The 11964-nt window shown below is 72.6% G+C and carries 8 protein-coding genes; 2 read left to right on the top strand and 6 right to left on the bottom strand.

The window, feature by feature from the left end; translation table 11 throughout:
* Nucleotides 1-3 precede the first annotated feature (3 nt).
* The 3 genes from AB0I42_RS10585 to AB0I42_RS10575 all read right to left on the bottom strand — a co-directional run bounded on the left by AB0I42_RS10585 (nucleotide 4) and on the right by AB0I42_RS10575 (nucleotide 5774).
* Nucleotides 4-1665: a hypothetical protein gene (locus AB0I42_RS10585; RefSeq protein ID WP_357536428.1), complete on the bottom strand. Its 1662-nt coding sequence runs from the start codon at nucleotides 1663-1665 to the stop codon at nucleotides 4-6.
* 282 nt (nucleotides 1666-1947) lie between these two features.
* Nucleotides 1948-3822: a hypothetical protein gene (locus tag AB0I42_RS10580; protein WP_357536116.1), complete on the bottom strand. Its 1875-nt coding sequence runs from the start codon at nucleotides 3820-3822 to the stop codon at nucleotides 1948-1950.
* Nucleotides 3823-3902: 80 nt separating this feature from the next.
* Nucleotides 3903-5774 carry a hypothetical protein gene (locus tag AB0I42_RS10575; RefSeq protein ID WP_357536114.1) on the bottom strand — a complete coding sequence of 624 codons (1872 nt, stop codon included), beginning with the start codon at nucleotides 5772-5774 and terminating at the stop codon, nucleotides 3903-3905.
* A gap of 212 nt (nucleotides 5775-5986) precedes the next feature.
* Here AB0I42_RS10575 and AB0I42_RS10570 point away from each other — a divergent pair, with 212 nt between their 5' ends.
* Nucleotides 5987-7174: a hypothetical protein gene (locus AB0I42_RS10570; RefSeq protein ID WP_357536112.1), complete on the top strand. Its 1188-nt coding sequence runs from the start codon at nucleotides 5987-5989 to the stop codon at nucleotides 7172-7174.
* Nucleotides 7175-7223: 49 nt separating this feature from the next.
* Here the strand turns inward: AB0I42_RS10570 and dxs are convergent, their stop codons facing one another.
* Entirely contained in the window at nucleotides 7224-9176 is a 1953-nt protein-coding gene (dxs, locus tag AB0I42_RS10565; RefSeq protein ID WP_357536110.1) for a 1-deoxy-D-xylulose-5-phosphate synthase, read from the bottom strand.
* Nucleotides 9177-9396: 220 nt separating this feature from the next.
* On the opposite strand from dxs, the gene AB0I42_RS10560 reads away from it, so the two are divergent.
* The gene (locus AB0I42_RS10560; protein WP_357536108.1) at nucleotides 9397-9615 is read left to right on the top strand and encodes a hypothetical protein; all 219 of its coding nucleotides are present in this window, start codon (nucleotides 9397-9399) and stop codon (nucleotides 9613-9615) included.
* A gap of 172 nt (nucleotides 9616-9787) precedes the next feature.
* Here AB0I42_RS10560 and AB0I42_RS10555 read toward each other — a convergent pair whose 3' ends face one another.
* Together AB0I42_RS10555 and AB0I42_RS10550 are read right to left on the bottom strand one after the other, a co-directional pair.
* A complete protein-coding gene (locus tag AB0I42_RS10555) occupies nucleotides 9788-10414 on the bottom strand; it encodes a PT domain-containing protein (protein WP_357536107.1) in 627 nt (208 codons plus the stop codon).
* Between the two features lie 306 nt (nucleotides 10415-10720).
* On the bottom strand, nucleotides 10721-11962 hold the full coding sequence (locus AB0I42_RS10550) for a TRAM domain-containing protein (RefSeq protein WP_357536426.1): 1242 nt from the start codon (nucleotides 11960-11962) through the stop codon (nucleotides 10721-10723).
* Nucleotides 11963-11964 lie beyond the last annotated feature (2 nt).

Here is an 11964-nt window from a genome sequence, read left to right as displayed (position 1 = left end):
CGGTCAGCGGGTGGTGAGCGGGCGTACGTCCCACAGCCAGACGTCGTCGACCCGCTGTGCCGGGCCGAGGATCTCCTCCACCGTGGTGCGCAGGGGGTCCGCCCGCCGGTGCTCGACCGGCAGCACGATGATCGCCGCGTTCCAGTAGCGCAGGTCGTCCTCGACCCGCCGCCTGGTCTCCTCACCGACCGACCTGGGCTGGCCGGACGAGGCGACCCGGTTCAGCAGGGTGGAGGTGACGGTCGGCGGCGCGCCGAAGCCGCCGGGGTCGCCGTCGACACCGTTTCGCGGGCCGAGGAAGTAGCCGCGCGGGATGGCGAACTCCAGGTTCTGCGACGCCGCCCAGCGCAGGCCGTCGGAACTGCCGAGGTCGGGCAACGGCAGCGGGACCAGGGTCTGCCCCGGCGCGACGTACGGCCGCCACTGGCCGGAGGTGATGAACGCCGGTACCGGTGGCCGGCCGACCTCGCGGTAGGGCAGCGGGGTGAGCGGGACCAGCGCGATCAGCAGCGCCGCGACCCAGGCCCGCCGGCGCAGCCGGCGCTGCGGTTCGGCCACCCGGTCGGTCAGTGCCCGGTCGGTGGCCACCGCGAGCAGTACGCCGACGACGGCCGACGTGATGAGCCCGAAGCGGGTGGGCACGACCGAGTCGAGCAGCGGTACGTGCACCAGCAGCGCCCACGGGCCGGGGAAGAGGTCGTGCCCGCGCCAGCGCAGTTCCTCACCGAGCGACAGCACCGCGAAGATCAGCCCGGTCGCGGCGAGCGAGCGCACCAGCACGTCCCGGCGCAGCCAGGCCACGGTGACCACGAGCAGGACGACCAGCGGCCAGCCGAAGAACGCGTTCTCCTCGGAGTAGTTGGGCGCGAGCCCCTTGTTGGCCTCGGCGTCGCCGCCCAGCGTGGTCGAGCCGGCGTTGAAGTAGGCGGCGATGTCGTTGCCGTGGTCCGGCACCGCCTCCTTCAGCCCGCTGTAGCTCTGCGGCCCGGAGAACTGGACGTAGAGCGGGTAGGCCAGCAGCGCGCCGGCGACGACGGCGCACACCGCCAGGCCGGCGAGCAGCGGCTTCCAGGCCGGGCGCAGCAGTTCCCGCCGCTGCGCGACGTAGATCAGCAGGAAGACGCCGCTGGCCAGCGCGGTGAAGAGCAGGATCTCCTCGTTGATGAACACCTGGTAGACCACCAGGGCGGCGAGGATGAGCCCGTCGCGTACCGGGCGGGTGCCGGGCCGGCACATGACCAGGACCCGCCACACGATGAACGGCACCAGGAACTGCGAGACGATGTTCGGGTGCCAGTTGCCGTGGCTGAGCATCGCCGGGCAGAAGCCGCAGAAGGCGCCGCCGACGGCCGCCGCCACCCGCGACGACACGATGTGCCGGGAGAGGACGAAATACCAGGCGGTGGCGGTGCCGGCCAACCCGAGGGTGATCATGACGGCGAACGAGACCGGCGGCCCGAGGAGCATGGTCACCGGCACCATCGGCACGGTCAACCCGTACATCGACGTGTTGGCCATCAGGTTGACGCCGTCGGGATAGTTCATCAGGTCGGTGAAGAACGGGTAGCGGCCCTCGGTGACGACGCGTACGGCGTGGGCGAGGAAGAACTGCCCCTGGGCCGGGTCGCTGGCGTGCTCCGGCCCGACCCGGCCGGCCGGGTCCATCCAGAGCCGGCCGGTCACCCACACCGCGGTGGCCAGGTAGATGCCGACGACGAGCAGGTCGGCGTACCGGCGGGCGTAGGTGGTCAGGAGGCGGCCCAGCGGCCCACCGGTCGCCGGGCCGGAGCGCGATCCCGGCGCGGATCCGCCGGCCCGGCCCGCGCCCTCGGCGTCCGGCGAGGCATCGACGTCCACGGCGGCGCGGGCAGGATCGTTCGGGGAGGCCATGATGGCTCGAATCGTAGTCGAGAAGGGGATTAGTCCGGATTACTTAGCTCTAGTCGATCATCGGACTGTTTCGTCCCGGCGCGGCGTGGCGAGTTCCCGGACGTCCCAGACCCAGACGTCGTCCACCCGCTGCCCGGGTCCGAGCAGGTCCTCGACGGTGTGCCGGAGCGCCGGCGCCTGGTCGTGCCGGACCGGGAGCACCACGATCGCCGCGTTCCAGTAGCGCAGGTCGTCGCGGAACAGCCGGCGCTGCCGGTCGTCGACCTCGACGGGCACCCCGGACGACGCCACCCGGGCGAGCAGTCCGGCGCCGTGGCTCGGCGGGGCGCCGAACGCGGCCAGGTCGCCGTCCTGGGCGTTGCGCGGCCCGAGGAAGTAGCCGCGCGGCACCGACATGTCCAGCCGGGTCGCGGCGGCCCAGCGCAGCCCGTCGGCGTTGCCGTTCTCGGTGACCGGGACCGGGACGACCGTCTGCCCCTCGGCGACGTACGACCGCCAGGTGCCGGAGGTGACGAAGTCCGGCACCGGCGGGCGGTTGTGGGCCGGCAGGGCGACCGGGATCAGCGGCACCAGCGCCATCGCGAGGCCGAGCGCCCACGCCTGCCGGCTGATCCGTGGTACGCCGACCGCCTGGCCGCGCAGCACCCGGTCGGTGGCGATCGCCAGCATGACGCCGACCACGGCCGACGCGATCATGCCGAACCGGGTGGGTACGACGAAGTGCAGCAGCGGCAGGTGCACGAAGACGGCCCACGGCCCGGGGCCGATCTCGGTCCCCTTGTACGACACGACGGTGCCCAGCGACAGCAGGGCGAAGAAGAGGCCGGTGAAGGCGAGTGCCCGGACGACCGCGTCCCGCCACAGCCAGACGGTGGTGACGACGAGCAGCAGGACCAGGGGCCAGCCGAAGAATGAGTTCTCCTCCGACGGGTTGGGGGCGAGGTTCTGGTTGGTCAGCTCGTTGCCGCCCAGCGTCGGCGTGCCGAAGCTGGTGAAGGCGGCCAGGTCGTTGCCGAAGTGGGCGACCTCGATCCCCTGGTAGTTCTGCGGCCCGGAGAACTGCACGTAGAGCGGGTAGGCGAGCAGCGCGCCGGCGATGACCGCGCAGACGGCGAGCCCGCCGAGCAGGCGGCGCCACGCCCCGGCCCACAGTTCCCGCCGTTGCAGGACGTACGCCAGCAGGAAGACCCCGCAGGCGATCGCGGTGAAGAGCAGGATCTCCTCGTTGATGAAGGCCTGGTAGGTGACCAGCAGGGCGAGGATGATCCCGTCGCGGACCGGTCGGGCGCCGGGCCGGCACAGCACCAGCACCCGCCACACGATGAACGGGACCAGGACCTGGCCGATGATGTTCGGGTGCCAGTTGGCGTGCGCCAGCATCGCCGGGCAGAAGCCGCAGAACCAGCCGCCGACCGCGGCGGCGACCCGGGACGAGACCAGGTGGCGCGACAGCACGAAGTACCAGGCCGCCGCGGTCAGCGACAGCATCAGCGTCACCAGCGCGACGAACGAGACGGCCGGCCCGAAGAGCATGGTGACCGGCACCATCGGCACGCTCAGCCCGAGCATCGGCGTGTTGGCCATCAGGTTGACCCCGTCGGGCACGTTCATCCGCTCGGTGAAGAGCGGGTTCTCGCCGTGGGTCACCACCCGCACCGCGTGGGCCAGGAACCACTGCATCAGCGACGGGTCGCTCTCCAGCGTCGGGGCGACCCGGCCGGGCGGGTAGGCCCACAGCCGGCTGGTCACCCACACCGCGGTGAGCAGGTAGAACCCGACGACCACGAAGTCGGCGTGCCGGCTCGACCACCGTCGCAGTCGCGCTGTCACCGACCTGACCCGGCCGGGTGCGATGCGGTCGGAGACGTCGTCCGCCGGGGGTGACTTCGGCCGGTCGAGCAGGAATTCAGGTGAACTGTCCGCGACGGTCATAGTGCCTCGGATCGTACTCATCGGCGGGGCGACGATCTGGACCAGCCGCCCATTCCATACCCCTGGCGCAGGATCTGTCATCAATCGCGCGGCGGAACCGGCAGGTCGCGTACGTCCCACAGCCACACGTCGTCGACCCGCTGCGGCGGTTCGCCCATGAGTTCGGTCATCGCCGTCCGCAGCGCGTCGACCCGGCGCTGCTCGCCGAGGACCACGACGGCCGCCCGCCAGTAGATCAGGTCTTCGCGGGCCGCCTGCCGTTCCGCCTCGCCGATCGGCGGGACCACGCCGTTGCGGTAGACGTCCTGCAACAGCGCCGAGGTGGGCCGCTGCGCCTGCCCCCAGGATCCGTCGATGTTCCCCGGCGGGTCGGCCGGGCCCATGAAGTAGCCGCGCGGCGCCTGGAACTCCAGATCGGACAGTGCCGACCAGCGCATGCCCAGCCTTCCCCGGGTGACGTCGGCCAGCGGCACCGGCACCAGGGTGCGGCCCTCGGGGACGTACGGCCGCCACTGCCCGGAGGCGATGAAGTCGGGCAGCGGCTCCACCCCGCGTACCGGGGCGGGCAGCGGGGCGACCGGGACGAACGCGGCGACCAGGGCGACCCACCAGGCGATCCTCGCCGGCCGGGCGACGCGGTGCCCGGCGACGGTGGTGTCCGGCGCGAGGCTCATGATCCGGTCGGCGGCCAGCGCCAGGACCACGCCCGCGGCGAACGTGGCGACGATCGCGAACCGGGTCACGCTGACCAGGTCGATCACCGGCACGTTGCTGATCAGCCAGAACGGCAGCTTGATCCCGGTGTCCTCGCCCTTGTAGACCAGCGTCGGGCCGAGCGAGATCACCGCGAAGAACAGGCCGGTGATCAGCAGCGCGCGGGCCGCCACCGAGCGCCAGAGCAGCGGTACGGCGACCGCCAGCAGGATCAGCACGGGCCAGCCGAAGAACGAGTTGTCCTCGGTCGGGCTGTTGCTGAGCCCCTCGACGGTCGCCGGGTCGCCGGCGAGCGACTGGCGGGCGAACGCCGGGTAGGCCGCCAGGTCGGTGACGAAGGCGTCCGGGTCGTACGGCAGGCCGCGGTAGTGCCCGGGGCCGAAGAACTGCCACCACAGCGGGTAGGCCAGCACCACGAACGACAGCGCGGCGGCGACGCCGAGCCCGGAGAGCATCGGCCGGAGCGCCGCCTTCGCCTCCGCCGGCCGCATCGCCGCGTACGCCACCACGAAGATGCCCAGCGCCATCGCGGCGAACAGCAGCGCCTCCTCGTTGATGAAGATCTGGAGCACGATGAAGACGGCGAGGATCGCCCCGTTGCGCACCGTCCGGCCGGGTTCGCGTAGCTTCAGCGCACGCCAGACGATGAACGGGATGAGGAAGTGCGCGACGAAGTTGATGTGCCCGTTGGCGTGCGAGATCATCGTCGGCGCGAACCCGCACCACAGACCGCCGATGTAGGCCGCCGCGCGGGACCGGACGAAGTGCCGGCTCAGCACCCAGTACCAGGCGGCCGCGGTGCCGGCCAGGCTGAGGGTGAGCAGCAGGACGACCGAAACCGCCGCGCCGAAGAAATGGGTGACCGGCGAAACGGGGATACCGAGTGCCATCATCGACGTGTTGGACATCATGTTCACGCCGTCGGGCACGCCGAGCCGTTCGGACCACAACGGATTCTCGAAGTGGAAGACCACCCGCTCGGAGTGCGCGATCAGGAACATGTGCAGCCCGTGGTCGTCCTCGTTACCGGTCAGCACCCGGTTGTACGGGTCGAGCCACAGCCGGCCCATCACGAGCACGCCGAGCGCGAGATAGGTGCCGTACGCGACCAGGTCGACGAGCCGCTCGCGGCTGATCCGCAGGAGCTGGAGGAAACGACGGGAATGGTCCGGGCTGTGGGACGCGGTGCCGCCATTGCGGCCGGCAGCGGCGTCCACGTTGGGTTCCGCGGAGGTCATGATGGCTGGCATGTTAGCCGATCCGATCGGTCGCCGAGCCGGGCGGGAAGATATCCGCCGGCCGCCGTCCTGACCCGCACTTATACCCGTCGAGACAACGGAACAACGCGAAACGAATTGATGAACGTCTTATTCAGATGTGCCGCCTCGGCCCACCTTCCGGGTCCCGTACGATGTGGCACCGGGCATCAGGGTCGACAGGGGGACCTCACATGATCTCGCTCCGGCGCGGTCTGCTGGGCATCGGCCTGGCGGCCGTCATGGTGGGCGGCGCCGCCTGCGGCGGCGCCGAAGAGGTGCCGCCGGAGCGGGCGCTGCCGGTGGGTCACTACACACTCGACGGTGGGCTCCAGGTCTGGCCCGCGCGCGGTGGGCTGTCCGGCGACGAGGAGGCCCACCGGGCGGTGGCGCAAGCCGTCGACGCCTGGCGCACCCCCGCCGGTGACCGGCCCCGGCTGGAGACCTCCGGCATCCTCTGGCTCGGCGAGACCGACGGGCGGACCCTCGCCGTGGTCGCCGCCGACGTGCCGGTCTACGGCGCGTCGTGGCTGCTCCAACTCGACGGCGCCGGCGACGGGCTGGCGGTGACCAGCGCGGCGCAGTACACCGACCCGGGCTACCTCGTCTATTCCGACCTGCTCCCGGTCCGGCTGGGCAGCACCACCCGCTACCTGACGTCGGCCCGGGTCGAGCAGGTCACCGGCCCGAACGGGCGCCCGGTGCGGGTGAGCGAAGGGCTGACCGACCCGGTCGACGTGGCGCGGTGCACGGCGAGCCCGATCGCCCTGCGGCTGCGGGCCACCGAGTCGCAACCCCGCGGCACCGCCAACGACGAACTGCTCGACCTCGGCACCGCAGTCGAGCAGCCCCGCTACCCGGTCGTCCCGGACCGGGACGGGCGCGGCGCGACCGCGCTGGAGGACCTCGACACCTGCGCGCTGGCCGGCGAGGACATCGCCTTCGGCAGCATCGACCCGAGCCCGGCCGACGGCCGCTCCTACCCCCAGGTGCCGACCTCGTGGCCGATCGAGTCGATCTACCAGGTCAACCTGGGCGAGGTCGGGTCCGGCCCGCTCGCCGGGCGGTTCGACCGGCTCACCTGGCGCAGCCAGGAGGGCACCACCTACGCGGCGGTGTTCCGGCCGGACAACGGCACGCCGGCGGTCTCGAAGGCCGACCGGGTCGCCGCAGTACAGGCGTACGAGATCGACATCCAGGGCCGCGAGTACGTGGTGCTGAGCTGGGACGACGAGGACGACGACGCCGTGCTGCAACTGCCCGAGGGGGTCCAGCCGGTGCTGGAGCAGCGAGGGCTGGCGGTGGTGCCGAAGGCCGACCGGTCGCAGACCTACCGGGTGAGCGTCGGCGGCCGGCTGGAGACCCGTACCGTCGAGAAGTAGACCGCGCGAGAGCCCCGGACCCTGCGGTCCGGGGCTCTCGGCCACGGGATCACTTCGCCTTCACGCCCCACGCGTCGGGCACCGGCAGCTCCCGGTCGCCGGCGTCGTCGAGCCGGGACACCCAGCCGGTCACCTGGCGGGCCACGTCCTGGGCGGTCAGCCCGATGTCGGCGAGGATCTGGGCACGGGTGCCGTGCGGATGCCACTGGGCCGGCACGCCGAGGTCGCGCAGCGGCACCCGGACGTCCGCGTCGCGCAGCTCCTTGGCCAGCGCGTCGCCGACGCCACCGTTGCGTACGCCGTCCTCGACGGTGACCACCAGCCGGTGGCCGGCGGCCAGGGTGACCAGCTCGGCCGGCACCGGCCGCACCCAGCGCGGGTCGACCACGGTCACGCCGTAGCCGTGCTCGGCGACCCGGGCGGCGACCTGCGTGCCGAGCTGCCCGAAGGCGCCGACCGCGACGAGCAGGACGTCCTTGCGCTCGGCCTCGGCGAGCACGTCGACCGGCCCGACCCGGCGCACGGCCGGCAGGTCGGCGGCGACCGAACCGGTCGGGAAGCGCAGGATGGTCGGTCCGTCGTCGACGGCGACCGCCTCGCGCAGTTCCTCGCGCAGCGTGGCGGCGTCACGGGGGGCGGCGATACGCAGGCCCGGCACCACCCCGAAGACCGACATGTCCCAGATGCCGTAGTGGCTCGGCCCGTCCGGTCCGGTGATGCCGGCCCGGTCGAGCACGAAGGTCACCGGCAGCTTGTGCATGGCGACGTCGAGCAGCACCTGGTCGAAGGCCCGGTTGAGGAAGGTGGCGTAGACGGCCACGACCGGGTGCAGGCCACCGAGCGCCAGCCCGGCCGCCGAGGTGGCGGCGTGCTGCTCGGCGATGCCGACGTCGTACGTGCGCTCGGGATACTTGCGGGCCAGCGCGGCGATCCCGGTCGGCTCGGCCATCGCGGCCGTGATGCCGACGACGTCGGGGCGCTCGTCGGCGATGTCGACCAGTTCCTCGGCGAAGACGTGGGTCCACTTGACGCTCGGCTTCGCCAGCAGCTTGCCCGTCTCCGCGTCGAAGGCGCCCGGGCCGTGCAGGCAGTCGGCCTCGTCCTCCTCCGCCGGCCGGTAGCCGTAGCCCTTGCGGGTGACCGCGTGCACGATCACCGGGCCACCGAAGCCCTTGGCCTTGCGCAGCGCCGACTCGACGGCGGCGACGTCGTGGCCGTCGATCGGGCCGACGTACTTCAGGCCGAGGTCCTCGAACATGGTCTGCGGGGAGACCGCGTCCTTGATCCCCTTCTTGACCGCGTGGAGCACCTCGTACATCGGCTTGCCGACCAGCGGCGTCGAGCCGAGCGACTCCCGGACCAGGTCGAGGACCTTCTCGTAGCCGGGGTTGAGCCGCAGCGCCGACAGGTGGTCGGCCAGCCCGCCGATGGTCGGCGCGTAGGAGCGGCCGTTGTCGTTGACGACGATGACCAGCGGGTTGCGGGCGCCGGCGATGTTGTTCAGCGCCTCCCAGCACATGCCGCCGGTCAGTGCGCCGTCGCCGACCACCGCCACGACACTGCGCTGCTCGCCGCGCAGGGCGAACGCCTTGGCGAGCCCGTCGGCGTAGGACAGCGCGGTCGAGGCGTGCGAGTTCTCGATCAGGTCGTGCTCGCTCTCGGCCTGGCTCGGGTAGCCGGACAGGCCACCGCGCTGACGGAGCTGGTCGAAGCCCTCCTGCCGGCCGGTCAGCATCTTGTGCACGTACGCCTGGTGGCCGGTGTCGAACAGGAACTTGTCGCGGGGCGAGTCGAAGACCCGGTGCATCGCGATGGTCAGCTCGACGACGCCGAGGTTGGGTCCGAGATGGCCGCCGGTGCGCGAGACCTTCGCCACCAGGAAGTCCCGGATCTCCGCGGCGAGGATCTCCAACTCCTCGGCCGACATGCGTTTGACGTCCTGCGGGCCGTGGACCGTGCTCACCAGACGACCGTCGCCGGCCGGACCTTCTTCAACGCTCATGACCGGACAGTCTATCGGTGCCGGCCACGCGCGCAGCCTGAGACAAGATCGACGGATGGCCCCCCGGCCGGGCCCGGCGCCGCCGGGCGCCAGTTTCGACAAGGCTGTCGTTCCGGGGTGATTCCACCCACGGGCCGTCACCCGATCGGTCAACAAAAACGGCGGAATGCCGCGACCGCCGTACGCTGAGGGTAACTACGCCCTTCCCGAAGGTAACGCCATGTCGTCGCTGCCGTCCGTCCCCCGGCACCCCGTCCGTCCCGGCGCCGCCGCCGCCGGCCAGGTTCTCGCCCTGGCCGTCGTGGCCCTGGTCGCCCTGCCCCTGTTGCCCGTGGTCCTGCTGGTCGCCGCCTGGATCAGGCTGCGGGACCGGTTCGACCGCCCGGCACCCGCAGTCCGGCCGGTCTCCGCCCCGCCCTCCGCGGCCCACGCCGCCTGACCGCCGCCGCGCGGCCCCGCGGACCGGCCCGCCGCCAGCCACTGACGGTCCGGCCGCGGACCGGCCCGCCGCCAGCGCTGTCGGTCCGCCGGCACCGGTCCAGGTCCGCCGCCGGACGCCGCGGGTCCCGCGGGCGCGTCGCCCGCGGGACCCGGAAACGCCCGGCTACGGGTCACTCCACCCGGCGCCGGAAACGGCCGAGGAGCAGGACGACAGCGCCCGCCCCGAGCAGGGACAGCCCGACACCCGCCACGGTCGCGGTCGAGTCACCGGTCTTCGGCAGCTCGTCCTTCTGCGTCGGCGTGGCGGTCGGCTTGTGCGTCGGCTTGTGGGTGGGCGTGTGGGTCGGCTTGTGCGTGGGCTTGTGGGTCGGTTTGTGGGTCGGCTTGTGCGTGGGCCGGTGGGTCGGCTTGTGGGTCGGCTTGTGGCCCAGCGTCTCGCTGTACTTGAAGCCGGCGATCCACAGCGTCCAGGTCGTACCGGGCTCCCACTTGACCCGCTGGTAGTCGTAGTCGTCGGCCCGGACGTAGCCCTCGATCTTCTTGTCCTTGTCCTTGTCGCTGGACAGGACGTAGCGTTCGCCCTTCTCCGATCCGTTGCGGATCCGCAGGACGGCGTACTCGTCACCCTTGTCGTGCTTGACCGACAGACCGTAGTCCTTGCGGTCGGGCCGGCAGCGCTCCCGCTCCTCGCCGCCGGTGGTGCTGTTCTCGCCTCCCTCCCACGGCCTGCACGTGGGCGTCGACGCGACGTTCACCTCGGCCCCGTATGCGGCCGGCGCGGCAGCCAGCCCCATCATCCCGATGGCTCCCAACAGACCCGCCGTGACGGCGGCTGACAACGTACGAAGCACAACGTCCTCCAAGGAAGTTGCAAAAAAAGGACCCCATTGTCGATGGGCTTCACCGGCGGACGGTGGGCACGATGTGCGTCCCGACCAGCTAACGAGGCATCCATCAACGGGGCGCGCCCACCGGACACAACTACGTCCGGTGGGCCTGGCGATGACACCGGGTAGTCGCGGATGGCCGGCCGATCGGACCACCCCGGGCGCTGTCCGGCCGAGCCGGACATCGATAGATCCGCCGCGACGGCGGGTGGGGGGTCAGCCCGGGAGGAGCAGGCCGACGCACTCCACGTGCTGCGTCATCGGGAACAGGTCGTACGCCCGCAGGGCCGCCAGCCGCCAGCCGGCGGACCGGAACGTCGCCACGTCACGCGCGAAGGCCGCCGGGTCGCAGGCGACGTACGCGACCGCCCGCGGCGCCGCCCCGACCAGGGCGCGCACCACCCCGGCCCCGGCACCGGCCCGGGGCGGGTCGAGCACCACCAGGTCGACCGGGCCGGTGATCCGGCGCCGGGCCAGCGCGGTCTCGACCCGGGCCGCGACGATCTCGACCCCGGGCAGGTCGCCCAGGTTGTCCCGGGCCGCCGCCACACCCACCGGCGCCGCCTCGACCAGGGTGATCCGGGCCGCCGGCCCGACCCGGTCGGCCAGCGCCGCGGCGAAGAGCCCGGCACCGCCGTACAGGTCCCACGCCGACTCCCCCGGCGCCGGTTCGAGCAGGTCGACCACGGCCCCGGCCAGCGTGTCGGCCGCCGCCGGGTGCACCTGCCAGAACGCCTCCGCCGGCAGCCGCCAGTCCCGGCCGACGGCCCGTTCGGTCACCGTCGCCGGACCGTCCACGACGGTCGCGGCGCCGTCTGCGAGGGCGCGTACGGTCACGTCGCCGCCGGACGACGCGACCGTCTCCACCACCTCGGCCGCCGGCCAGCGCCGGCCGCCGGCCGCCAGCACCGGCAGGTCCCGTACGCCGGGGTGCGCGATCAGGCAGCGGTCGACGGGTACGACCTGGTGGGTGCGGTGGCGCAACAGCCCGGCCCGGCCGGCCGCGTCGACGGCGTACCGCACCCGGGACCGCCAGCCGAGCGGCCCGCCCGGCAGCGCCTCGACGGTCACCCCGAGGTCGGCGACCTCGTCGGGGCTCAGCCCGCCGAGCCGGTGCAGTTGCTCGCGTACGACGTCGGCCTTCCACACCAGCTGCGCGGCCGGTGCGACGTGCTGCAGGTCGCAGCCGCCGCACAGCTGCGGCCGGGCGTACGGGCACGGCGGCGCGACCCGGTCCGGCGCCGGGTCGAGCACCTCCACCGCGTCGGCGCGCAGGTAGCCACGGTGCAGTTCGGTGATCTCGGCGACCACCCGCTCACCGGGCAGGGCGTGCCGCACGAAGACCACCCGGCCGTCGAGCCTCGCCACGCAGTGGCCGCCGTGCGCGACCGCACCGACCACGAGTTCGACCCGGTCGCCCTCGACCGGGTCACCGGCCGCCGCCGTGGTGTCGACCATCT

The organism is Polymorphospora sp. NPDC050346 (assembly GCF_040655695.1).
Classification (GTDB): Bacteria; Actinomycetota; Actinomycetes; order Mycobacteriales; family Micromonosporaceae; genus Polymorphospora; species Polymorphospora lycopeni.
Note: the sequence above shows the minus strand (reverse complement) of the source record. Positions and strands in the feature narration are given on the sequence as shown.